Raw genomic sequence first — 22,849 nt, 5'->3', positions numbered from 1 at the left:
AGCCGCGAAGAGGCCCGCACAGACAACACGAAAAGCAGCCCACCCGGCCCCGTTCATTCCCGTGAGCGGGGCTTTTGCGTATCAAGGCATAATGCACGCCGCGCGGGTCGCGGCAGCAACTCAAGGTGAGAAACGTGGTGAAGAAGACGCTGTTCCAATTGCACTGGTTCTTTGGCATCACCGCTGGCCTGGTGCTGGCCTTGATGGGCATTACCGGGGCGCTGTACTCGTTCCAGGAAGAACTGCTGCGCGCATTCAATGCCGATGTACTCAAGGTAGAAGTACGCGCCGAAGGCGTGCTACCGCCGGCCGAGCTGGTTAAGCGGGTCGAAGCCCAGCAACACGACAAAGTGTCGATGCTGTGGGTCGACGTACGCGAAGGCAACGCTGCACGGATCTTCTTCATGCCCGCACCGGGCGAACGCCGTGGCGAGCTGCGCTATGCCGACCCGTACACCGGCGAACTCAAGGGCGAAGCGGCCGGGCAAGGCTTCTTCAACCTCATGCTCAAGCTGCACCGCTTCCTCGCCATGGGCGATACTGGCCGGCAAATCACCGGGGCCTGCACCCTGATGCTGGTGTTCTTCTGCCTGTCCGGCCTTTACCTGCGCTGGCCGCGCAAAGCGCTGGACTGGCGCACCTGGCTGACCTTCGACTGGGCCAAGAAAGGCCGCGCCTTCAACTGGGACCTGCACGCCGTTGCCGGCACCTGGTGCCTGCTGTTCTATCTTCTGTTCGCCCTGACCGGGCTGTTCTGGTCCTATGAGTGGTACCGTGAAGGCCTGAACAAGCTGCTGGCCGACGCGCCGGCTGCGGGCCAGCAGCAAAAACGTGGTGAAGGCCGTGGCCGGCACGGGCCGCAAAAAGTCGACAAGAATGCGCCGCCGCTGGTGGTGGACTACGACGCCATCTGGGCCAACCTCAAGGACGCCGCAGGCCCAGGCCTGTCCACCTACAACCTGCGCCTGCCGCCTGCTGGCGGTCAGCCGGCCAACCTGTTCTACCTGCTCGACGACGCCGCGCACCCACGTGCCTTCAATACCCTGGTCCTTGACCCGGCCACCGGCCAAGTTAAGAAGCACGACCGCTACACCGACAAGTCATTCAAGGCGCAGTTGCTGCAGAGTGTTTACGCCTTGCACGTCGGCGAATACTTCGGCTTGCCGGGGCGCATCATCGTCACCATCGCCAGCCTCACCATGCCGTTGTTCTTCGTCACCGGCTGGCTGCTGTACCTCGACCGCCGCCGCAAGAAACGTCAGGTGCGCGCAGTCCGTGGCAACGTCGCCAACAGCGGCAATGGCGACGGCTGGCTTATCGGCTTTGCCAGCCAGAGTGGCTTTGCCGAACAGTTGGCCTGGCAGAGTGCCGAGCAGCTGCAGGCAGCTGGCCAGCCCGTTCAGGTGCGCGCCCTTGCCGAGCTGGGTGAAAACGACCTGCGCCAGGCCCATCGCGCGCTCTTCGTGGTGAGTACCTTCGGCGACGGCGAAGCGCCCGACAGCGCTCGCGTCTTCGAGCGCAAGGTGCTCGGCCAGCCTTGGGCACTGAACAACCTCAACTATGCCCTGCTCGCCCTCGGTGATCGTCAGTACCCGCACTTCTGCGGTTTCGCTCGTCGTCTCCAGGCGTGGCTGGGGGAGCGCGGTGCCAGCAGTGCATTCAGCCCGGTGGAAGTGGACAACGCCGACCAGGCCGCCCTGCAGCAATGGCAGCAGGAACTGGCGCAACTGACGGGCGTCCAGCCGGTGGCCGCCTGGCAGCCGCCAACCTTTGCCAACTGGTCGCTGGTGCGCCGCAAACTGCTCAACCCCGGCAGCCAAGGCCAACCGGTGTACCTGCTTGGCCTGCAGGCTGCAGAACCTGCAAGCTGGGAAGCCGGCGATCTGGTGGAGATACTGCCGCTGAATGGGCAGCCACGGATCGACGCGTTCCTCAAGGGCATGGCACTGGACGCCAGCAGCCAGGTGCAGGTGAATGGCCTGAGTGAAACCCTTGCCCAGGCACTCGCTGGCCGCCAACTGCCGACGCGCCGCGACCACCTGATCGGCTTGCAGCCACAAGCGCTGGTCGATGCACTGGTGCCAATCGGTAGCCGCGAATACTCCATCGCCTCGATCGCCAGCGATGGTGTGCTGGAGCTGATCGTGCGCCAGGAACGCCACCCCGACGGCAGCCTTGGCTTGGGCTCTGGCTGGCTGACCGAATACCTGCCAATGAATGGCACCCTGAGCCTGCGCCTGCGGCGTAACAGTGGCTTCCATCTGCCTGAGGCCGCTGCGCCGATGATCCTGATCGGCAACGGCACTGGCCTGGCGGGCCTTCGCAGCCTGTTGCGCGCCCGGGTCAATGCCGGTGAGCAGCGCAACTGGCTGTTGTTCGGCGAGCGTAATCGGGCGCATGACTTGCTGTGTGGCGATGAGCTGCACGCTTGGCTGGACAACGGTGACCTGGCACGGCTGGACCTGGCGTTCTCGCGCGATCAGGCTGAGAAGGTGTATGTGCAGGACGTGATGCTGGAGCAGGCCGAGGACTTCAAGCGCTGGGTGGCCGACGGGGCTTGCGTGTATGTCTGCGGCAGCCTGCAAGGCATGGCGGCGGGGGTGGATGCGGCGCTCAAAGGCATGCTGGGTGAAGCTGCTGTACAGCAGTTGATCGAGGATGGGCGGTATCGGCGGGATGTGTATTGATCGGTGTGTAGGAGCGGGTTTACCCGCGAATACGGTGGCGGCGGCAACGGTGAACGGCCGGTGGAAATTGGCCAGCAGGGCCGGCCTCTTCGCGGGTAAACCCGCTCCTACACAACGGCCTGTGACCAACCACCGATGCGTGTGTAGGCGCGGGTTTACCCGCGAATACGGTGGCGGCGGCAATGGTGAACGACAGGTGGAAATTGGCCAGCAGGGCCGGCCCTTTCGCGGGTGAACCCGCTCCTACACAACGGCCTGTGACCAACCGCCTATGCGTGTGTAGGAGCGGGTTTACCCGCGAATACGGTGGCGGCGGCAATGGTGAACGTCGGATGGAAATTGGTCAGCAGGGCCGGCCCTTTCGCGGGTGAACCCGCTCCTACAACGGCCTGTGACCAACCGCCGATGCGTGTGTAGGAGCGGGTTTACCCGCGAAGAAGCCGGCCCTGCTGTCAGTGCAGCTCGAAGGTATCGGCATCCAGGTTGGCCGGGAACTTGGCCCGGTACGCCGCCAGTTCCGCCGCGCTCAGTACTGCAGTGAACACCCCGTCCGCCTCCCCGGCACTGAGCAGGCTCTCGCCCTGGAAATCCAGCACCTGGCTGTCACCAGAGTAAGCAAAGCCTTTACCGTCCGTGCCCACTCGATTCACCGCCGCCACATAGCACAGGTTCTCGATCCCCCGCGCCGGTAGCAGGCGGTTCCAGTGCTGGCGACGCGCGGCCGGCCAGTTGGCGGTGTACAGCAGCAGGTCGGTGTCCTGGGCGTCACGGCTCCACACAGGGAAGCGCAGGTCGTAGCAGATAAGCGGGCGAATCCGCCAGCCCTTGAGCTCGAACTGCACCTGCCGCTCGCCTGGGGTGTAATGTTTGTGCTCACCGGCCATGCGGAACAGGTGGCGCTTGTCGTAGTGCAGAATCTCGCCGTCCGGCCGCGCCCACAACAGGCGGTTGCGGTGGCTGCCATCGGCGGCCTGGATGATCACACTGCCGGTAATCACCGCGTTGTGCTTCTTGGCCTGTGCCTTCAGCCATTTGTAGGTCGGACCGTTCTCCGGCTCGCACAGGCTTTCCGATTGCATCGAAAAACCGGTGGTAAACATTTCCGGCAGGATCACCAGGTCGACCTCGCCCACCTGCTCCAGCAGCACCTCGAAGTGCGCGTAGTTGGCCTCGCGGTCGTGCCAGGCCAAGGTGGTTTGCACCAGGGCGACTTTCAGGTTCGGCAGTGTACTCAGATCGCGCATAGTCGTTCCGCTGCCTGACGCAGCGTCTCCTCTCGTTTGGCAAAGCACAGGCGCACCAGGCGTTGCTCGGGGATGGGGTGCTGGTAGAACACCGATACCGGGATGGTCGCCACGCCGTGCTCACGCGTCAGCCACAGCGACATGTCGACATCGTTCAGGTCCGGACGGATTTGCGAATAGTCCACCAGCTGGAAATAAGTGCCCGTCGTGCGGGTAAAGTTGAAACGCGAACCGTCCAGCAAACCGCAGAACAGGTCGCGCTTGGCCTGGTAGAAGGCCGGCAACTCATCAATATGCTCGGGGTGCCCGGCCATGAAGTCGGCCAAGGCACATTGCAGCGGCGTCACGCCACAGAAGTTGACGTACTGGTGCACTTTGCGCAGCTCGGCGCTCAAGGCTGGCGGTGCGATCACGTAACCGGTCTTCCAGCCGGTAACGTGGTACGTCTTGCCGAAGGAACTGACCACGAAGGCACGTGAGTACAACTGCTCATGGGCCAGCACACTGGCGTGGCGTACGCCGTCGTAGACCAGGTGTTCGTACACTTCATCGCTGACCAGGTAGATATCGCGGTCGGCAATAAGTGCGGCCAACTGGTCGAGGTCTTCGCGGGTGATCAACGCGCCGCTGGGGTTGTGTGGCGAGTTGAGGATGACCATGCGCGTGCGCGGGCTCAAAGCATCGCTGAATTTCTGCCAGTCGATACGGAAGTCGCCGTCGCTCAACTGCACGTGTACACAGCGGCCCCCGGCCAGCTCCACTGACGGCTCGTAACTGTCGTAGCAGGGGTCGAAGACGATCACTTCATCACCGGCATGCACCACCGCCTGGATGGCACAGAAAATAGCCTCGGTGGCGCCGGGGGTGATAGTCACTTCCTGATCGGCGTCCACCCTGGCCCCATACAGCCGCTCGACCTTGGCCGCTACCTGCTGGCGCAAGGCCGGCAGGCCGGTCATCGGCGAATACTGGTTATGCCCGGCAGCCACGTGCCGGCCCACTGCATCGAGCAGGGCCTGGGGGCCATTGAAGTCAGGAAAGCCCTGGGACAGGTTGAGCGCGCCAGTCTGCACGGCGAGCTGAGACATGGTGGTGAAGATGGTCGTGCCGACATTCGGCAGTTTGCTGCGGATCATGGAGCCCTCTTTCCTGGGGTATATCCGGCACGGGGTGGAGTCCGAGCATAGCGGATCGAGCGGTCAGGAAAAAGGTTGAAACAATAGGGGGATTGTTCTGGATCAAAGGGTGTCTGTGGGGGCAGCCTTACCCGCCCCCACATGGGGCTGCTTAGCGTTTGTCGCGACGCTTCTTCTCGGCCTTCTTGTGGTGCGACATCAGGCGGCGTTTCTTGTTGACCTGGCGATCGGTAAGGGTGTTTTTCTTACCCTCGTACGGGTTCTCACCACCCTTGTACTCGATACGGATCGGCGTACCGACCAGCTTGAGCACCCGGCGATAGGTGTTTTCCAGGTAACGCGAGTACGACTTGGGAATGCTGTCGGTCTGGTTGCCGTGGATCACGATGAGCGGCGGGTTGGCACCGCCGAGGTGGGCATAGCGCAGCTTGATGCGGCGACCATTGACCATCGGCGGCTGGTGCTCGCTCACGGCATCTTCGAGGATCTGCGTCAGGCGGCTGGTCGGCCAGCGGGTGACCGCGGACTGGAACGCAGCCTGCACCGACTTGTACAAGTTGCCCACGCCCGTGCCATGCAGCGCAGAAATGAAGTGGATGTCAGCAAAATCGACGAAGAACAGCCGGCGCTCCAGCTCGGTCTTCACGTAGGCGCGCTCACCCGGCTCCATGCCATCCCACTTGTTCAGGGCAATGACGATGGCGCGACCGGCTTCAAGGGCAAAGCCCAGCAGGTTCAGGTCATGGTCGACCACACCTTCGCGGGCATCCATGACGAAGATGACGACGTTGGCGTCCTTGATCGCCTGCAGCGTCTTCACCACCGAGAACTTCTCGACTTCCTCGTGGATCTTGCCGCGCTTACGCACACCGGCGGTGTCGATGAAGGTGTACTTGTCACCATCACGCTCGAACGGGATGTAGATACTGTCACGGGTGGTGCCCGGCTCGTCGTAGACCACCACACGCTCTTCGCCGAGCATGCGGTTGACCAGCGTCGACTTGCCAACGTTCGGGCGGCCGATGATGGCGATCTTGATGCCATCCTTCTCGCTTGGGCCAGGAATGCGCACGGCTTCCTCACCTTCAGCAACGTCCTGTTCGAGGGCTTCGTCTTCGGCATCACGCGGCAGGTGACCGAGCACGGCCTCCATCAAGGCGCTGATACCCCGGCCCTGGGAGCCTGCCACCGGAATGGCGTTGCCCATGCCCATTGGCGAGAATTCGGCGCGGGCAACGTCGGGGTCGATGTTGTCGATCTTGTTGGCAACCAGGATCGCGGCCTTGTTCCGCTTGCGCAGGTGCTCGGCGATCATCTGGTCTGCTGCGGTCATGCCCGCTCGGGCATCAACCAGGAACAGCACGTAGTCGGCTTCTTCGATGGCCATGAGCGACTGCTCGGCCATTTTTTCGTCCATGCCCACTTCGTCACCGGTGATACCACCGGTGTCGATCAGGATGAAGGAACGACCCTGCCAGCTGGCATCACCATACTGGCGGTCACGGGTCAGGCCCGACAGGTCACCGACGATGGCATCGCGGGTCTTGGTCAGGCGGTTGAACATGGTGGATTTGCCGACGTTCGGGCGGCCCACCAGGGCAATTACGGGAACCATCGGCTCTCCACTCTCGAATTCTTGAAAATGCAAAGGCCGCTGCAAGGCAGCGGCCGGAGTTTGGGCGGCGTGTCCTACGCCGCGGCTTGAAGCCCGCCAAGGCTTCAAGCATAGCTTCAGCGGATGGTCAGTGCCTCGAGCTTGCCGCTGTTGCCGAAGACATAGATGGTGTCGCCGACCACAAGTGGGCGGGCGCGCAGGCCATCGCTGTCGATACGCTCACGGCCGACGAAGCGGCCATCCACCTGGCTCAGCAGGTGCAGGTAACCTTCAAAGTCACCCACAGCCACGTAGCTGCTGAACACTTCAGGGGCGGTCAACTGGCGGCGAGCCATGCTGTCGTTGCTCCACAGGGCACTGGAAGAGCGCTCATCCACACCTTCCACGGTACCCGAGGCTTCGCTGACGTAGACGTTACCGAAGCCCTGAGCGACACCCACATAGCTGGAAGCATCGCGCTGCCACAGCTCGCGGCCGCTTTCCAGGTCCAGGCCCGCTACACGGCCCTGGTAGGTGCTGACGTACAGGGTACCACCAGACAGCAGCAAGCCGCCGTCGATATCAACCACACGGTCCAGCTCGGAACGGCCCTTCGGGATGGCCACGCGGCTTTCCCACACCGGCACACCGTTGTTGATGTCAACCGCAACCACTTTGCCGGTGGACAGGCCGGCAACCGCCAGGCGGTTGGTGGCGATCGGCGCACCGGTGCCACGCAGCGTCAGCACGGCCGGCGAGTTTTCGTAGATCCAACGGCGGTCGCCAGTGGCGGCATCCAGGCCGATCAGGCGGTCGTCCTGGGTCTGCACCACCACCACGTCACCGTTGTTGGCAGGTGGGGCCAGCACTTCGCTGGTCACGCGCGAGCGCCAACGCTCCTCACCGGTGCTGGAGTCCAGAGCAATGACTTCACCCTTGAGGGTACCGAGCATGACCAGGCCATAGCCTACGCCAACTGCACCGGAAACCTGCAGCTCCAGGTCCTTCTTCCACACCACGTCACCCGTGATGCGATCGAGGGCGAAGACTTCGCCGTTGACGTCGGAAGCGTAGATACGGTCGTTCTCGATGGCCGGTACCAGGGTGTTGTAGGTTTCACCCTGGCCGTCACCGATCGAACGGCTCCACTGCTTCTTCAGCACCACTTCCTCGGTGAACTTGGTCAGCTCGGCCGGGGGCAGTTCCTTCTTGCTGTTGCTGCTGCAACCTGCGGCCAGTACGGCCAGGGTCAGCACTGCTGCATGTTTCCAACCGATCACTTACGCGTCCCCTTTAGCCAGGTCATCCAGCTTCAATTGCAGGCCACCGACCGCCGCGTCATCGGACAGCGCAGCCTTGGCTTTTTCGTAAGCGCTGTGTGCGTCGTCGGCGCGACCCAGCTGCACCAGCAGGTCACCCTTCAACTCTTCACGGCTGGCCAGGAAGGCTTTGTCGGCGTCGCCGTCGAGCAGCTTGAGGGCATCCTCGGCCTTGTTCTGGGCTGCCAGTACGCGCGCCAGACGCTGACGCGAAATCTCGCCCAAGGTAACGTCGGCCGGTTTATCCAGCACGCTTTTCAGCTCGGCTGCGGCGTCATCGAGCTTGCCGCTGTCGACCGCGACCTTGGCCACGAACAGGCTGCCGTACTGGGCGTAAGCGGTGCCGCCAAACTCGCTCTTGAGCTTGCCGGCCAGTTCCGCGACCTTGGTGGCGTCCGGCTGGCCGGTCGGTGTCAGGCTGGTTTCAATCAGCGCCTGATACAACTGCGAGGCACCTTGCGACTGGTTGGTCTGGTACTTGTGCCAGGTATTCCAGCCCAACACCACCACGCCAGCCAGCAATGCACCGGTCAGCAGCGGCTTGCCGTTGCGGTTCCACCAGTCCTTGACCCCTGCCAGGTCATCATCATCGGTACTCGACACCCCAATACTCCTTTTCGCCTATTCGCTTGTTGAACCGCGTTACGCCTGCGCGATCGCGGTTTCCAGGTGCTCTGCAAGAGCATCCCAGGCAATGTTCTGTTGTTCGCCCTGGCCACGCAGGGGCTTCAAGCCGATCTCTTGCTTGGCCAGCTCGTCGTCGCCGAGGATCAGGGCGAACAGTGCACCGCTCTTGTCGGCTTTCTTGAACTGGCTCTTGAAGCTGCCACCCCCGGCGTTGACAGCCAGGCGCAGGCCCGGCAAGCGGTCGCGCAAGCCTTCGGACAGGCGCAGGCCTGCCAGCTCCGCCTGCTCGCCAAAGGCGCACAGGTAAACGTCGATCTGGCGGCTGATGGACTCCGGCACCTTGCCCAAGGTTTCCAACAGCAGGATCAGGCGCTCGATGCCCATGGCGAAACCAACGCCAGTGGTCGGCTTGCCACCCATCTGTTCGACCAGGCCGTCGTAACGGCCACCCGCGCACACCGTGCCCTGGGCGCCGAGCTTGTCGGTTACCCACTCGAACACGGTCTTGCTGTAATAGTCCAGGCCACGTACCAGCTTGGTGTTGATCACGAACGGAATACCGGCTGCGTCCAGGCGGGCCTTGAGGCCTTCGAAGTGCACGCGCGACTCTTCGTCCAGGTAGTCTTCCAACTTCGGCGCGCCGACCAACACCGCCTGGGTGTTCTGGTCTTTGCTGTCGAGGATGCGCAGCGGGTTGCTCTTCAGGCGGCGCTGGCTGTCTTCGTCCAGTTGCTCCAGGCGCGCCGAGAGGAACTCGACCAGCGCGTCACGGTAGCGTGCGCGGGCTTCACTGGTGCCCAGGCTGTTGAGCTCCAGCTTGACCGCGTCCTGGATGCCCAGCAGGCCCCACAGGCGCCAGGTCAGCATGATCAGCTCGGCATCGATGTCCGGGCCGTCCAGGTTGAACACTTCCACGCCAATCTGGTGGAACTGACGGTAGCGGCCCTTCTGTGGGCGCTCGTGGCGGAACATCTGGCCGATGTACCACAGCTTCTGCACCTGACCGTTGCCGGTGATGCCGTGCTCGAGCACCGCTCGCACGCAGGCCGCGGTGCCTTCAGGGCGCAGGGTCAGCGAATCACCGTTGCGGTCCTCGAAGGTGTACATCTCTTTTTCGACGATGTCGGTCACTTCACCGATCGAGCGTTTGAACAGCTCGGTGAACTCGACGATCGGCGTGCGGATCTGGCTGTACCCGTAGGTGTCCAGCAGCCCGGCCACGGTGCCTTCGAAGTAGCGCCACAGCGGCGACTGTTCTGGCAGGATGTCGTTCATGCCACGGATGGCTTGCAGCGATTTGCTCACGAAAAGTCCTTACGAATTCGGTGTGTCAGCCACGGACGATCAGCGCCGCGTCAGCTTCGGCCTTTTCGGCCGCTTTCTGGCGGATGAGCTTTTCCAGCTCATCGACCAGGTTGTCATTGGTCAGTTTCTGCGCAGGCTTGCCGTCGATGTAGATCAGGTTCGGCGTGCCGCCGGTCAACCCGACATGGGCCTCCTTGGCTTCACCCGGGCCGTTGACCACGCAACCGATCACCGCCACATCCAGCGGCACCAGCAGGTCTTCCAGACGCCCTTCCAGCTCGTTCATGGTCTTGACCACATCGAAGTTCTGCCGCGAGCAGCTCGGGCAGGCGATGAAGTTGATGCCACGCGAACGCAGATGCAGCGACTTGAGGATGTCGTAGCCGACTTTCACTTCTTCGACCGGGTCGGCCGCCAGCGAGATGCGAATGGTATCGCCAATACCCTCGGCCAGCAGCATACCGAGGCCGACGGCGGACTTCACCGTCCCCGAACGCAGGCCACCGGCTTCAGTGATGCCCAGGTGCAGCGGTTGTACGATCTGCTTGGCCAGCAGACGGTAGGCTTCGACAGCCATGAACACGTCCGAGGCCTTGACGCTGACCTTGAAGTCCTGGAAATCCAGGCGGTCGAGATGCTCGACGTGGCGCAGGGCCGACTCGACCAGTGCGGCCGGGGTCGGTTCGCCATACTTCTTCTGCAGGTCTTTTTCCAGCGAACCGGCGTTGACCCCGATACGAATCGGAATGCCGCGATCGCGGGCGGCATCGACCACAGCGCGCACACGGTCTTCACGGCCGATGTTGCCCGGGTTGATCCGCAGGCAATCAACGCCCAGTTCGGCAACGCGCAGGGCAATCTTGTAGTCGAAATGGATGTCGGCGACCAGCGGCACGCTGACCCGTTGCTTGATCTTGCCAAACGCTTCGGCGGCGTCCATGTCCGGCACCGAGACACGCACGATGTCCACGCCGGCATCGACCAGTCGCTGGATTTGCGCCACGGTAGCAGCGACATCGTTGGTGTCGGTGTTGGTCATGCTCTGCACCGCGATGGGCGCATCACCACCCACCGGCACATTGCCAACCCAGATTTTGCGGGATTCGCGACGTTTGATCGGAGATTCGCCGTGCATGACTTACTGTCCCAACTTCAGGCGAGCAGTCTCGCCACTGGTGAATGGGGCAACATCGACGGCCTGGCCGTTGTAGCTGACCTGGGCGCCCCGGGCAAAGCCCAGGCGTACCGCGAATGGCGGCTTGCCGGTCAGCTCGAGGTTGTCCCCCTTGCGCTTGATGGCGCTGAACAGCACCTTGCCGTTGCCGTCGCTGACCTGGGTCCAGCAATCGGCGGTGAACTGGATGGCGACCTTGGCGCTGCCAGCTGGCACTGCGGCAGGCTCGGTGGCCGCCACGGCCGGTGCAGGTGCAGGTGCAGCAGTGGCCTGTACCGGAGGCGTAACCGGTGCAGGCGAAGCAGCAGGGGCGGGTTGCACCGGCGCTTGCTGTGCTGGAGCAGGCGCTGCGGCAATGGCGGCCTCAGAGCTTACCGGTGCTTGTTCAGCGGCAGCAGGCTGCTCGGCAGCGCCCTGCTCCAGCGCCAGCGGCGCACTTTCAGCTTGCTGGCCAGCGGAAACGGCCTGGTCTTCAGGCTCATCGAGCGGGTGAATCTGTGTGGTGCCGTCGGCGCTTTCGACCTCGACATGCTCCAGGGCAATCTTGGCCAGGTCCTTGCCCCGCAGGCTGCCCTGGTCCTGCCACCAGAAAAAGCCACCACCGACCACAGCCACCAGCAACAGCAGGCTGACGCCGCGCAGGATGTTGTGCGACAGACGCACAGGCTCTTCGATACGGCCCAGCGAATGCACGTCGCTGCCTTTGGCGTGGGTACCGGTGTAACGGTCGAAGGCATCTACCAGGGCAGCCTGGTCGAGGTCCATCAGCTTGGCGTAGGCACGAATGTAGCCACGAGCGAAAGTATGCCCGGGCAGCTTGTCGAAGGCGCCGGTTTCCACGTGGTTCAACGAACTGACAGTGAGGTTGAGCTTGCGGGCCACCTCGGCTTGAGACCAGTCCCGTTTCTCACGGGCCAGGCGCAAAAGCTCACCGGGGTTCTGGCCAGGCGCTACTGCTACTTCGGGGTGCGCGGCGTTCATCGTTGCTCCGACAGGTATTGCTGGTATTCCGGCGTACCGGGATAAAGTCGTTGTAATTGCTGGCCCAATTCGGCCAGTGCGCCCTGCTCGTCGAACACCCTGGCAAGGCGGCTGCCCAGCAGCAGGCTACGGGCGTCGTGGTCGCTCAACTGGCTGAAACGATCGTAGTAGTCCCGGGCCGGCACATAATGCCTGTTTTCGTAGGACAACTCAGCCATTTCCAGCAACGCTTTTGGTTGCCGCTGGTTGAGTTGTAACGCTTTCAACAGATACGCGTGCGCCTGATCGCGGCGTTCGAGCTTCAGGGCGGTCAGGCCCAGATTCTCGTAAACGCGTGAGCGCTCAGGATACAGGGTATCGGCACTGGCCAGGCGAAACATCTGCTTGGCCTCGGCAAATCGCCCCTGAGCATAAAGGAAACTGCCGTAATTGTTGCGAATTCGCGTGTCACCGCGGCTTATCAGCAAGGCCTTGCGAAAGTGTGCTTCGGCCAGCGCCGGCTCGCCTTCGGCTTGAAACACTACCGCCAGGGCGGCGTGCGCATCGACATCCTGGTCATTCAGCGCCAGGGCCTTTCCCAGCGGCGCCTTGGCCTGTTCGGTCAAACCTTGTTGCAAATAACCCAAGCCAAGCTGCACATAAGCCCGCCCCGCCTCCACCCTGCCCTGGCGGCTGGCCAAGGGGTCGCTCGCGCCGCCCGACACGCAGCCGGCCAGCAGCGAAAGCGCAAGGATCGACAGCGCGGCGCGCAGGCTCATGGGCAAGGTACCTGTCAGTGGCTGGCGGCGCTGTCTGGCAGTTCGACGTCCGCAGAAAGCTGGCGAACAGCGATGTAGCGCTCACTGCGGCGAGTACGGTCATTGACCTGGCCGACCAGCTGGCCACAGGCAGCGTCGATGTCGTCGCCGCGCGTGGTACGGGTGGTGACGTTGAAGCCACCGTGGTGCAGCAGGTCCTGGAAGCGACGAATGGCGTTGTTGCTCGGTCGCTCGTAGCCCGAATGCGGGAACGGGTTGAACGGGATCAGGTTGATCTTGCAGGGTACATCGCGCAACAGTTCGATCATCTGCGCGGCATGCTCGGGCTGGTCGTTGACGTCCTTGAGCAGGGTGTACTCGACGGTGAGCACGCGCTTGCCGCCCAAGGTGGACATGTAGCCCATGCACGATTCCAGCAGCATCTTCAGCGGGTACTTCTTGTTGATCGGTACCAGCTTGTTGCGCAGTTCGTCGTTCGGCGCATGCAGCGACAGGGCCAGCGACACGTCGATGTGCTTGGCGAGTTCGTCGATCATCGGCACCACGCCCGAGGTGGACAAGGTGACACGGCGCTTGGAAATGCCATAGCCAAGGTCATCCATCATGATTTTCATGGCGGCAATGACGTTGTCGAAGTTCAGCAAGGGCTCGCCCATGCCCATCATGACCACGTTGGTAATCGCGCGGTCGACTTTGGCAGGAACGGTCCCGAAGGATTTGTTGGCAAGCCACACCTGGCCGATCACTTCGGCGGCAGTGAGGTTGCTGTTGAAGCCTTGCTTGCCGGTGGAGCAGAAGCTGCAGTCCAGGGCACAGCCGGCTTGCGACGATACGCACAGGGTGCCACGGTCGTCGGTTGGAATATAGACGGTCTCGACGCAGCTGCCGGAGGCAACGCGGATCACCCATTTACGGGTGCCGTCGGCGGAAATGTCTTCACTGACCACTTCCGGTGGGCGAATTTCGGCAACGGCCTCGAGCTTTTCGCGCAAGACCTTGCCTACGTTGGTCATGGCCGCAAAGTCGGACACGCCAAAATGGTGAATCCATTTCATCACCTGGCCGGCACGGAAGCGCTTCTCCCCGATAGAGTCGAAGAATTGTTCCATTTCCGGCTGGGTCAGACCCAACAGGTTGATTTTGCCAGTAGATGTCGTCATGGATTCACCCTCACCCGTAAGCTTTCGCTTAGCGAGTGGTTACCTCGGTAGCAGCGAAGAAGTAAGCGATTTCGCGAGCAGCAGCAGCTTCGGAGTCCGAACCGTGAACGGCGTTGGCGTCGATCGATTCGGCGAAGTCAGCGCGGATGGTGCCGGCAGCAGCTTCTTTAGGGTTGGTAGCACCCATCAGCTCACGGTTCTTGGCAATGGCGTTCTCGCCTTCCAAAACCTGGACAACGACCGGACCGGAAGTCATGAAGGCAACCAGGTCACCGAAGAAGCCGCGCTCGCTGTGCTCAGCGTAGAAGCCTTCGGCTTCGGCTTTGGACAGTTGCTTCATTTTCGAGGCAACGATTTTCAGGCCGGCTTCTTCGAAGCGAGTGGTGATCTTGCCGATGACGTTTTTGGCAACAGCGTCAGGCTTGATGATGGAGAAAGTACGTTGAACAGCCATGGAAAACTCCAGAATATGAGTGTTACGAAAAATTAAACCCGCGAATTATACGCGGGTTCCGGGGGATTGCCTAACCTGCAAGTGACGCTTAGTCGGCTTCGTCGATCCAGGCGGCCTGGATTGCCTCGAGCACTTTCTCACCGCCGCGTGACGGATCGTCGCTGAACTCAGGCAACGCCAGCACCCAGCGGTGCAGGTCCACGAAATTCACATAACGAGGATCGACCTCAGGCTTGCTTTCTGCAAGCTGGATTGCGATCTCAAGTACATCAACCCATTTCAGACTCATGTACAGGCCCTCAGTGCGGTGCTTCGGCGGCATGGTTGAGCGAATACTTGGGGATCTCGATGGTCAGGTCTTCGTCAGCGACGAAAACCTGGCAACCAAGGCGCGATTGCGCTTCCAGGCCCCAGGCTTTGTCCAGCATGTCCTCTTCCAGCTCGTCAGCCTCTTCGAGCGAATCGAAGCCCTTGCGCACGATGCAGTGGCAAGTGGTACAGGCCTTGACGCCGCCGCAGGCACTTTCCATCTCGATGTGATGGTCGTGGGCCAGCTCCAGGATGTTGGTCCCGGGCTTGACCTCCACGGTCAGCCCCTCGGGGCAGAACTTCTCATGCGGCAGGAATGTCACCAGCGGCATCGATTACTCCTCGATCTCATTCAGGTTGCGCCCGGCCAGTGCGGCTTTAACCGTCGAATCAAGGCGACGGGCGGCAAATGCATCGGTCACCTGCGACAGACGCTTGGTCTGTTGCTCGATGGCTGCGCCATCGGTGCCGGTCAGCAAATCACGTAGTTCTTGCATCTGGAATTCGATGGCGTCGCGCTCGTCACTGCTGAGCAGGCGCTCGCCGTCGGCGTCCAGGGCGCCCTGTACCGCCTCGAGCAGCCGCTCGCCATCTACCTGATGCTCACGCAACTGGCGGGCGTGCTTGTCGGAACCGGCGTTTTCGAAGGAGTCCTTGAGCATGCGGGCGATTTCGCCGTCGGTCAGGCCGTAGGACGGCTTGACCTGAATGCTGGCTTCCACGCCCGAACCCAGCTCGCGGGCAGCGACGCTGAGCAGGCCATCGGCATCCACCTGGAAGGTAACGCGGATTTTCGCAGCACCGGCAACCATGGCCGGAATACCGCGCAGCTCGAAACGGGCCAGCGAACGGCAGTCACTGATCAGCTCGCGCTCGCCCTGCAGGACGTGGATCATCATGGCCGACTGGCCGTCTTTGTACGTGGTGAATTCCTGAGCGCGCGCCACCGGAATGGTGGTGTTACGCGGGATCACCTTCTCCATCAGCCCGCCCATGGTCTCAAGACCAAGCGACAGCGGGATGACATCGAGCAGCAGCAGCTCGCCACCTTCGCGGCGGTTGCCGGCCAAGGTGTCAGCCTGGATGGCGGCACCGATGGCCACCACCTGGTCTGGGTCGATCGAGGTCAGCGGGGTGCGCCCGAACAGTGCACCGACGGCCTCACGCACACGCGGCACGCGGGTAGAACCACCGACCATGACTACGGCGCTGACCTCTTCCAGCTCAACACCACTGTCGCGCACCGCACGGCGGCAAGCCTTCAGGCTGCGGGCAACCAATGGTTCGATCATGGCTTCGAAGGCGCTGCGGGTCAGCTCACCGTGCCAGGCACCGTGGCTGACGTTGACCACGTCAGCGTCGGTCAGGGCCTCCTTGGCGGCGCAAGCGGTTTGCAGCAGCGCGCGCTGGGTAGCCGGGTCGAGGTCAGACGACAAACCCGCCTGTTCGATGATCCAGCCGGCAATAGTGTGATCGAAGTCATCCCCCCCAAGGGCGGTATCACCCCCGGTGGCCAGCACTTCGAATACGCCAGCGGTCAGGCGCAGGATGGAAATATCGAAAGTACCGCCGCCCAGATCATAGATGGCCACCACGCCTTCGGCGTTCTGGTCCAGGCCGTAGGCTACGGCGGCCGCAGTCGGTTCGTTGAGCAGGCGCAGCACGTTCAGGCCGGCCAGACGCGCAGCATCTTTGGTAGCCTGACGCTGGGCGTCATCGAAATAGGCCGGCACGGTGATCACCGCGCCTACCAGCTCGCCACCCAAGGTAGCTTCGGCACGTTCGCGCAACACCTTCAGGATGTCGGCAGACACTTCCACCGGGCTTTTCGGACCCTGCACGGTGTCGATGAACGGCATGTGCGACTCACCGCCAACGAAGCGGTACGGCAATTGCTCGCCCAGTTGCTTGACGTCGGCCAGGCCGCGCCCCATCAGGCGCTTGACCGACAGCACAGTGTTCAGCGGGTCGCTTGAGGCGGCGTCACGCGCAGCCTGCCCCACTTCGATACGCCCGTCGAGGTAGCGCACCGCGGACGGCAGAATGACGTTGCCCTGCGCGTCGGGCAGGGGCTCGCTGCGGCCGCTACGCAGTGCAGCGACCAGAGAGTTGGTGGTACCCAGGTCGATCCCCACCGCCAGGCGGCGCTGGTGAGGCTGAGGGCTTTGACCGGGTTCGGCAATCTGCAGTAGGGCCATGCTTATCTGAATACCTTAGGTGTCATCACGGGCAACACCGGGTTAATCGTCGAGGCGCTCTTCCAGTTGGCGCACTTCTTGGGCGAGCTTGTCGAGGAACTGCATGCGGCGCATCAGGCGCTCGGCCTTGTCGCGCTCGCCTGGGGCATCCCAGCAGGCGGCAAAGTCCTCGTTCAGCGTGTCCTGGGCAGCCTTGAGGCGCTTCTTGAACACGCCGACACCATCAAGGTCGGCTTCGTCCTGCAACTCCTCGAGCTCTTCACGCCACTGCATCTGCTGCAACAGGAAGTCAGGGTCGTGGACCGTGACTTCCTGAGGCACTTCATGGCCGCTGATGGCCAGCAGATAGCGGGCGCGCCGCGGCGCACTGCGCAGGGTCTGGTAGGCGTCGTTGAGTGCTGCGGACTTTTCCAGCGCTACCCGCTGCTCACGCTCGGAGGCGTCGGCAAAGCGGTCGGGATGGACTTCGCGGGCCAGCTCGCGATAGCGAGTGGCCAGCTTGTCGAGATCCAGACGGAAGCTTGGCTGGAGGTCAAACAATGCGTAATGACAAGGAGTACCCACAGCCAGCCTCAAACGTTGAAGCTTTCGCCGCAGCCACACTCACCGCGCACGTTGGGGTTGTTGAACTTGAAGCCTTCGTTCAACCCTTCCTTGACGAAATCCAGTTCGGTGCCATCGAGGTAGACCAGGCTCTTGGGATCGATGATCACCTTGACGCCATGGTTTTCGAACACCTGGTCTTCGTCCGCCAGTTCGTCGACGAATTCCAGCACGTAGGCCAGACCCGAGCAACCGGTGGTGCGCACGCCCAGGCGAATGCCCTCACCTTTGCCGCGCCCGTCGAGGGAGCGGCGAATGTGGTTGGCGGCGGCTTCTGTCATGCTGATAGCCATCAGAACTCCTTACCTTGCAACAGGCGACTTAGATCAAGCCTTTCTTCTGCTTGTAGTCGCGTACGGCTGCCTTGATGGCATCTTCGGCGAGTACCGAGCAGTGAATCTTGACCGGCGGCAACGCCAGCTCTTCGGCCAGTTGGGTATTCTTGATGGTTTCGGCCTCGTCCAGGGTCTTGCCCTTCATCCACTCGGTGGCGAGGGAACTGGACGCGATGGCCGAACCGCAGCCGTAGGTCTTGAACTTGGCGTCTTCGATAACGCCCTGCTCGTTGACCTTGATCTGCAGGCGCATCACGTCACCGCAGGCCGGGGCGCCGACCATGCCGGTGCCGACATCCGGGTCTTCGGCATTCATCTTGCCGACGTTGCGCGGGTTTTCGTAGTGGTCGATGACCTTTTCACTGTATGCCATGGTGCAATTCCTTCCTCATCAGGGAGCCGCTCTTGCCGGCGACTGCTTAGTGGGCGGCCCACTCGATCTTGGAGATGTCAACGCCGTCTTTGTACATATCCCACAGCGGCGACAGCTCACGCAGTTTGTTGACGGCCTCGCAGACTTTCTGCGCGGCGTAGTCGACTTCTTCTTCGGTGGTGAAACGGCCGAAGGAGAAGCGGATCGAGCTGTGCGCCAGCTCGTCGTTGCGGCCCAGAGCACGCAGTACGTAGGACGGCTCGAGCGACGCGGAGGTACAGGCCGAACCGGACGATACGGCGATGTCTTTCAGCGACATCAGCAGCGATTCGCCTTCGACGTAGTTGAAGCTCAGGTTCAGGTTGTGCGGTACACGTGCTGTCTGGCTGCCATTGACGTACAGCTCTTCAAGGTTTGAGACCTGCTTGAAGAAGCGGTCGCTCAGGGCCTTGATGCGTGCGTTTTCTGCAACCATTTCCTGCTTGGCAATGGCGAAGGCTTCGCCCATGCCGACGATCTGGTGGGTCGGCAGGGTGCCCGAACGCATGCCGCGCTCATGACCGCCGCCGTGAATGATGGCTTCAAGACGGACACGCGGCTTGCGGCTGACGTACAGCGCGCCGATGCCTTTCGGGCCATAGACCTTGTGCGCCGAGAACGACATCAGGTCGACTTTCAGCTTTTGCAGGTCGATTTCGACCTTGCCGGCCGATTGGGCGGCGTCGACATGGAACAATACGCCGCGCGAACGGGTCAGTTCACCGATGGCAGCAATGTCGTTGATCGAGCCGACTTCGTTGTTCACATGCATCAGCGAGACCAGGATGGTGTCGTCGCGCAGCACCGCTTCTACCATGGCCGGGGTAACGATGCCGTCTTCGCCTGGCTCCAGGTAAGTGACTTCAAAACCTTCGCGCTCCAGCTGGCGAGCGGTATCCAGGACCGCCTTGTGCTCGATCTTGGAGGTAATGATGTGCTTGCCCTTGGTCTGATAGAAGTGCGCGACACCTTTGAGCGCGAGGTTGTCGGACTCGGTGGCACCGCTGGTCCAGACGATTTCGCGCGGATCGGCGTTGATCAGCTCGGCAACCTGGCGGCGACCGTTCTCCACCGCTTCCTCGGCTTTCCAGCCAAAGACGTGGGAGCGCGAGGCCGGGTTACCGAAGTTCCCGTCGACCAGCAGGCAGTCGGCCATCTTCTGGGCCACGCGTGGGTCGACCGGAGTGGTCGCAGAGTAATCAAGGTAGATCGGCAACTTCATTTGTCTCTCCTATCAGGCGGTGGCGTCGCTCGTCGTCCCAAAGGATCAATCGACGGCAGACGTCTCAATCTTGTCCAGCTGGGCGGTTCGTCCTGCGACACGGCGCAGGTCCTGGCGCTGGGCGACTTCCTGCACATCACGGCGCTTGACGAGGTCGGCCAGGCTTATGCCGCTGAGGAATTCATGGATCTGCTGGCTGAGGTCGCACCACAGGTGGTGGGTCAGGCAGGTATCACCGGCATGGCAGTCCCCGAGCCCCTGGCAACGGGTGGCATCGACCGATTCGTTGACCGCGTCGATGACCTGGGCCACCTGGATGGTTTCCATGCCCCGCGACAGCTGGTAGCCGCCGCCTGGACCGCGCACACTGGAAACCAGGCTGCTGCGACGCAGCTTGGCGAACAGCTGCTCCAGATAAGAGAGGGAAATGCCCTGGCGCTCGGAAATATCGGCCAAAGACACCGGCCCATGCTTCGCGTGCAACGCCAGGTCGAGCATGGCGGTCACGGCGTATCGGCCTTTGGTAGTCAGTCGCATGGCTATTGGGTACCACGGGAGTTTCAGGATGTGTGCGAGTATGCGATTCCCGAGCATTTAAGTCAACTATTAGACCTACTGCTTTAGTCGGGTTTGCATCAGGGAGGCGGGCGCGATTGTAGCAGACGAGGGGCGCGAGCACACGCCCCACATGCCACCATGACTTCAGTGCGGCGCGATCAATGCGGCTGAGTGTCGCGCTGGGCCACCTGGGTAACCTCGGTGAAGTCGTCCTCCGGCAAGGCCGGCAGTTCCTTGGCGCAATAGTCACTGCCCATCTTGGTCAGCGCGCCACACATACCCTCCAACCGTTCGTCGACGGCCTGCAGATGATCGAGCATCTGGCCGATGGCCCGCGCCACCGGATCGGGCATGTCGCCACTGACACCATAGGCGTCAAAGCCGATCTTCTCGGCCATTGCCTTACGCTTGGCTTCGACTTCGGTGTCCTCGCTCTTGACGATGATCCGCCCCGGAATGCCTACCGCCGTAGCCCCGGCCGGCACCGCCTTGGTGACCACCGCATTGGAACCGATCTTGGCCCCGGCGCCGACCGTGAAAGGCCCCAACACCTTGGCACCCGCCCCTACCACCACGCCGTTTTCCAAGGTGGGGTGGCGCTTGCCCTTGTTCCAGCTGGTGCCACCGAGCGTCACCCCCTGGTACAGGGTGACGTCATCACCGATCTCGGCGGTTTCGCCAATGACGATGCCCATACCGTGGTCGATGAAAAAGCGCCGGCCAATGGTGGCGCCAGGGTGGATTTCGATACCGGTCAGCCAGCGACCGAAGTTCGACACCAGCCGGGCCAACCATTTGAAATCACGCCTCCACAGCGCATTGCCCAGGCGGTGCAGCCAGATGGCATGCATGCCGGGGTAGCAAGTGAGCACCTCGAAGGCATTGCGTGCAGCCGGATCACGGTGGAATACGCTTTGAATATCTTCACGCAGACGTTCGAACATCTGTCAGTCCTTCCGTTTATGTGGCTCGCCCCGGACCACTTTCTGGGTCTCGGTGAGGATGCCGCGCAAAATGCTCATTTCCGAACGCTCGACCGCCACCCGTCCATACAGCCGGCGCAAGCGCGGCATCAGGTGCTTGGGCTTTTCGGGGTCGAGGAAGCCGATGCCCACCAGGGTTTTCTCCAGGTGGTCGTAGAACAGCTCCATTTCATCCATGGTCGCCAGCTCAGCGGCGTCAACCTTCTCGACTTTGCCCGGCGCTTCACCGGCAGCCAGCCAGGCCATGCGCACCTCGTAGGAGAGCACCTGCACGGCAGCCGCCAGGTTCAGCGAGCTGAAGTCGGGGTTGGAGGGAATGTGCACGTGGAAGTGACATCGCTGCAGTTCTTCGTTGGTCAGGCCGGCGTGCTCACGCCCGAACACCAGGGCGATTTCCTCGCCGCCATTGGCATGCTCCACCGCCTTGGCACCGCATTCACGCGGGCCGATCAACGGCCAGGGAATGCTGCGCTCGCGGGCGCTGGTGCCCATCACCAGGTTGCAGCCGACCAGCGCCTGTTCGAGGCTGTCGACCACCTGGGCGTTATCCAGCACATCGTCGGCGCCCGAAGCACGGGCACTGGCATCCACGGCGGGGAATTCTTTCGGCTGCACCAGCACCAGACGCGACAAGCCCATGTTTTTCATGGCACGCGCAGCGCCGCCGATGTTGCCGGGGTGGCTGGTATTGACCAGAACAACACGAATATTTTGCAGCAAGGTGTTGTGCTCACAGATGCAGGAATCAGGGCCTTCGATCTTACAGAACCGACAGACGTAACGCCATGAAAGCAAATGTGACACTTCTGCCGCCAAAGTTTTCTGCTAGAATGATCGGCTTTCTTCTTTAACATCTCCAGGTGACCCGCCCATGCAGCCTATGCTGAATATCGCCCTGCGCGCCGCTCGCAGCGCCAGTGAACTGATTTTCCGCTCCATCGAACGCCTGGATAGCATCAAGGTCGATGAGAAAGAGGCCAAGGACTACGTTTCCGAAGTCGATCGCGCAGCCGAGCAGAGCATCGTCAACGCCCTGCGCAAGGCCTACCCGAACCACTCCATCCAGGGCGAGGAAACCGGCCTGCACGCGGGTAGCGGCGAAGAAGGCAAAGATTACCTGTGGATCATCGACCCGCTGGACGGCACCACCAACTTCCTGCGCGGCATCCCGCACTTCGCCGTCAGCATCGCCTGCAAATACCGCGGCCGCCTTGAGCACGCCGTGATCGTCGACCCGGTTCGCCAGGAAGAATTCACCGCCAGCCGTGGCCGTGGCGCCCAACTCAATGGCCGCCGCCTGCGCGTCAGCTCGCGCACAAGCCTGGAAGGCGCCCTGCTGGGCACCGGCTTCCCGTTCCGTGACGGCCAGATGGCGGACATGGACAACTACCTGGGCATGTTCCGCGCCTTGACCGGCCAGACCGCCGGCATCCGCCGCGCCGGCTCCGCCAGCCTGGACCTGGCCTACGTGGCTGCTGGCCGCTTCGACGCCTTCTGGGAGTCGGGCCTGTCCGAATGGGACATGGCAGCTGGCGTACTGCTGATCCAGGAAGCCGGTGGCTTGGTGAGCGACTTCAACGGTGGCCACGACTTCCTCGACAAAGGTCACATCGTTGCAGGCAACATCAAGTGCTTCAAGGCAGTACTGACTGCCATCCAACCGCACCTGCCAGAAAGCATGAAGCGCTAAGCGCAGATTGCTGGCAAACAAAAAGCACCTCTCGAGGTGCTTTTTTTGTGCCTGGTGGTTTTGCGCGGCCTGTGCCGGCCTCTTCGCGGGTAAACCCGCT

General features: G+C 62.2%; 23 protein-coding genes. 2 read left to right on the top strand and 21 right to left on the bottom strand.

The window, feature by feature from the left end; genetic code table 11:
- Positions 1-134 precede the first annotated feature (134 nt).
- Positions 135-2,687, top strand: coding sequence for a PepSY domain-containing protein (locus ACZ889_RS08500; protein WP_476257308.1), 2,553 nt, complete (start codon positions 135-137; stop codon positions 2,685-2,687).
- Positions 2,688-3,139: 452 nt separating this feature from the next.
- On the opposite strand, the gene ACZ889_RS08495 is transcribed toward ACZ889_RS08500, so the two are convergent.
- The 21 genes from ACZ889_RS08495 to trmJ form a co-directional block, all read right to left on the bottom strand.
- Positions 3,140-3,931 (bottom strand): amidohydrolase, encoded by a 792-nt coding sequence (locus ACZ889_RS08495; protein ID WP_012051253.1) that lies wholly within the window; start codon positions 3,929-3,931, stop codon positions 3,140-3,142.
- Entirely contained in the window at positions 3,919-5,067 is a 1,149-nt protein-coding gene (locus ACZ889_RS08490) for a pyridoxal phosphate-dependent aminotransferase (RefSeq protein WP_014861262.1), read from the bottom strand. The genes ACZ889_RS08495 and ACZ889_RS08490 overlap by 13 nt, the downstream gene beginning before the upstream one ends.
- Before the next feature lie 151 nt (positions 5,068-5,218).
- Positions 5,219-6,682, bottom strand: coding sequence for a ribosome biogenesis GTPase Der (gene der / locus ACZ889_RS08485; protein ID WP_003248512.1), 1,464 nt, complete (start codon positions 6,680-6,682; stop codon positions 5,219-5,221).
- Positions 6,683-6,798: 116 nt separating this feature from the next.
- Entirely contained in the window at positions 6,799-7,941 is a 1,143-nt protein-coding gene (gene bamB, locus ACZ889_RS08480; protein WP_003248513.1) for an outer membrane protein assembly factor BamB, read from the bottom strand.
- On the bottom strand, positions 7,942-8,583 hold the full coding sequence (locus ACZ889_RS08475; protein WP_003248514.1) for a tetratricopeptide repeat protein: 642 nt from the start codon (positions 8,581-8,583) through the stop codon (positions 7,942-7,944).
- A gap of 39 nt (positions 8,584-8,622) precedes the next feature.
- Positions 8,623-9,912, bottom strand: a complete 1,290-nt coding sequence (gene hisS, locus ACZ889_RS08470; RefSeq protein WP_003248516.1) for a histidine--tRNA ligase — start codon at positions 9,910-9,912, stop codon at positions 8,623-8,625.
- A gap of 25 nt (positions 9,913-9,937) precedes the next feature.
- Positions 9,938-11,047 (bottom strand): flavodoxin-dependent (E)-4-hydroxy-3-methylbut-2-enyl-diphosphate synthase, encoded by a 1,110-nt coding sequence (ispG, locus tag ACZ889_RS08465; RefSeq protein ID WP_003248517.1) that lies wholly within the window; start codon positions 11,045-11,047, stop codon positions 9,938-9,940.
- A gap of 3 nt (positions 11,048-11,050) precedes the next feature.
- On the bottom strand, positions 11,051-12,067 hold the full coding sequence (locus ACZ889_RS08460) for a RodZ domain-containing protein (RefSeq protein ID WP_003248520.1): 1,017 nt from the start codon (positions 12,065-12,067) through the stop codon (positions 11,051-11,053).
- Positions 12,064-12,825, bottom strand: a complete 762-nt coding sequence (gene pilW / locus ACZ889_RS08455) for a type IV pilus biogenesis/stability protein PilW (RefSeq protein ID WP_014861260.1) — start codon at positions 12,823-12,825, stop codon at positions 12,064-12,066. The genes ACZ889_RS08460 and pilW overlap by 4 nt, the downstream gene beginning before the upstream one ends.
- A gap of 14 nt (positions 12,826-12,839) precedes the next feature.
- Positions 12,840-13,985, bottom strand: coding sequence for a dual-specificity RNA methyltransferase RlmN (gene rlmN, locus ACZ889_RS08450; protein ID WP_003248524.1), 1,146 nt, complete (start codon positions 13,983-13,985; stop codon positions 12,840-12,842).
- A gap of 28 nt (positions 13,986-14,013) precedes the next feature.
- Positions 14,014-14,439 (bottom strand): nucleoside-diphosphate kinase, encoded by a 426-nt coding sequence (gene ndk / locus ACZ889_RS08445; RefSeq protein WP_003248526.1) that lies wholly within the window; start codon positions 14,437-14,439, stop codon positions 14,014-14,016.
- 88 nt (positions 14,440-14,527) lie between these two features.
- Positions 14,528-14,728, bottom strand: a complete 201-nt coding sequence (gene iscX, locus ACZ889_RS08440; protein WP_003248529.1) for a Fe-S cluster assembly protein IscX — start codon at positions 14,726-14,728, stop codon at positions 14,528-14,530.
- 10 nt (positions 14,729-14,738) lie between these two features.
- Entirely contained in the window at positions 14,739-15,080 is a 342-nt protein-coding gene (fdx, locus tag ACZ889_RS08435) for an ISC system 2Fe-2S type ferredoxin (RefSeq protein WP_003248531.1), read from the bottom strand.
- A gap of 3 nt (positions 15,081-15,083) precedes the next feature.
- Positions 15,084-16,946: a Fe-S protein assembly chaperone HscA gene (gene hscA, locus ACZ889_RS08430; RefSeq protein WP_014861259.1), complete on the bottom strand. Its 1,863-nt coding sequence runs from the start codon at positions 16,944-16,946 to the stop codon at positions 15,084-15,086.
- 42 nt (positions 16,947-16,988) lie between these two features.
- On the bottom strand, positions 16,989-17,510 hold the full coding sequence (gene hscB, locus ACZ889_RS08425; RefSeq protein ID WP_003248535.1) for a co-chaperone HscB: 522 nt from the start codon (positions 17,508-17,510) through the stop codon (positions 16,989-16,991).
- Positions 17,511-17,518: 8 nt separating this feature from the next.
- Positions 17,519-17,842, bottom strand: coding sequence for an iron-sulfur cluster assembly protein IscA (gene iscA / locus ACZ889_RS08420; protein ID WP_003248536.1), 324 nt, complete (start codon positions 17,840-17,842; stop codon positions 17,519-17,521).
- Positions 17,843-17,870: 28 nt separating this feature from the next.
- On the bottom strand, positions 17,871-18,257 hold the full coding sequence (iscU, locus tag ACZ889_RS08415) for a Fe-S cluster assembly scaffold IscU (RefSeq protein WP_003248539.1): 387 nt from the start codon (positions 18,255-18,257) through the stop codon (positions 17,871-17,873).
- 46 nt (positions 18,258-18,303) lie between these two features.
- Positions 18,304-19,518, bottom strand: a complete 1,215-nt coding sequence (locus ACZ889_RS08410; protein WP_003248541.1) for an IscS subfamily cysteine desulfurase — start codon at positions 19,516-19,518, stop codon at positions 18,304-18,306.
- A 45-nt stretch (positions 19,519-19,563) separates the two neighbouring features.
- On the bottom strand, positions 19,564-20,055 hold the full coding sequence (gene iscR, locus ACZ889_RS08405) for a Fe-S cluster assembly transcriptional regulator IscR (protein WP_003248542.1): 492 nt from the start codon (positions 20,053-20,055) through the stop codon (positions 19,564-19,566).
- A 179-nt stretch (positions 20,056-20,234) separates the two neighbouring features.
- On the bottom strand, positions 20,235-21,020 hold the full coding sequence (cysE, locus tag ACZ889_RS08400; protein ID WP_003248544.1) for a serine O-acetyltransferase: 786 nt from the start codon (positions 21,018-21,020) through the stop codon (positions 20,235-20,237).
- Positions 21,021-21,023: 3 nt separating this feature from the next.
- Complete coding sequence (gene trmJ, locus ACZ889_RS08395) at positions 21,024-21,779, bottom strand: tRNA (cytosine(32)/uridine(32)-2'-O)-methyltransferase TrmJ (protein ID WP_004576300.1); 756 nt, start codon at positions 21,777-21,779, stop codon at positions 21,024-21,026.
- A gap of 151 nt (positions 21,780-21,930) precedes the next feature.
- Here trmJ and suhB point away from each other — a divergent pair, with 151 nt between their 5' ends.
- Positions 21,931-22,749, top strand: coding sequence for a type III secretion system regulator SuhB (suhB, locus tag ACZ889_RS08390; protein WP_003248548.1), 819 nt, complete (start codon positions 21,931-21,933; stop codon positions 22,747-22,749).
- Positions 22,750-22,849: the final 100 nt, after the last annotated feature.

The organism is Pseudomonas sp. TE3895 (assembly GCF_056278855.1).
The sequence above is the reverse complement of the archived record's forward strand: the minus strand, read 5'-3'. Positions and strand labels throughout refer to the sequence as shown.

Bases quoted from the DNA above. Each gene is read 5' to 3' on its own strand.
- ACZ889_RS08495 (WP_012051253.1), bottom strand. From the start codon at position 3,931: ATGCGCGATCTGAGTACACTGCCGAACCTGAAAGTCGCCCTGGTGCAA.
- ACZ889_RS08490 (WP_014861262.1), bottom strand. From the start codon at position 5,067: ATGATCCGCAGCAAACTGCCGAATGTCGGCACGACCATCTTCACCACC.
- der (WP_003248512.1), bottom strand. From the start codon at position 6,682: ATGGTTCCCGTAATTGCCCTGGTGGGCCGCCCGAACGTCGGCAAATCC.
- ispG (WP_003248517.1), bottom strand. From the start codon at position 11,047: ATGCACGGCGAATCTCCGATCAAACGTCGCGAATCCCGCAAAATCTGG.
- ACZ889_RS08460 (WP_003248520.1), bottom strand. From the start codon at position 12,067: ATGAACGCCGCGCACCCCGAAGTAGCAGTAGCGCCTGGCCAGAACCCC.
- pilW (WP_014861260.1), bottom strand. From the start codon at position 12,825: ATGAGCCTGCGCGCCGCGCTGTCGATCCTTGCGCTTTCGCTGCTGGCC.
- rlmN (WP_003248524.1), bottom strand. From the start codon at position 13,985: ATGACGACATCTACTGGCAAAATCAACCTGTTGGGTCTGACCCAGCCG.
- ndk (WP_003248526.1), bottom strand. From the start codon at position 14,439: ATGGCTGTTCAACGTACTTTCTCCATCATCAAGCCTGACGCTGTTGCC.
- iscX (WP_003248529.1), bottom strand. From the start codon at position 14,728: ATGAGTCTGAAATGGGTTGATGTACTTGAGATCGCAATCCAGCTTGCA.
- fdx (WP_003248531.1), bottom strand. From the start codon at position 15,080: ATGCCGCTGGTGACATTCCTGCCGCATGAGAAGTTCTGCCCCGAGGGG.
- hscA (WP_014861259.1), bottom strand. From the start codon at position 16,946: ATGGCCCTACTGCAGATTGCCGAACCCGGTCAAAGCCCTCAGCCTCAC.
- iscA (WP_003248536.1), bottom strand. From the start codon at position 17,842: ATGGCTATCAGCATGACAGAAGCCGCCGCCAACCACATTCGCCGCTCC.
- iscU (WP_003248539.1), bottom strand. From the start codon at position 18,257: ATGGCATACAGTGAAAAGGTCATCGACCACTACGAAAACCCGCGCAAC.
- ACZ889_RS08410 (WP_003248541.1), bottom strand. From the start codon at position 19,518: ATGAAGTTGCCGATCTACCTTGATTACTCTGCGACCACTCCGGTCGAC.
- iscR (WP_003248542.1), bottom strand. From the start codon at position 20,055: ATGCGACTGACTACCAAAGGCCGATACGCCGTGACCGCCATGCTCGAC.
- cysE (WP_003248544.1), bottom strand. From the start codon at position 21,020: ATGTTCGAACGTCTGCGTGAAGATATTCAAAGCGTATTCCACCGTGAT.
- suhB (WP_003248548.1), top strand. From the start codon at position 21,931: ATGCAGCCTATGCTGAATATCGCCCTGCGCGCCGCTCGCAGCGCCAGT.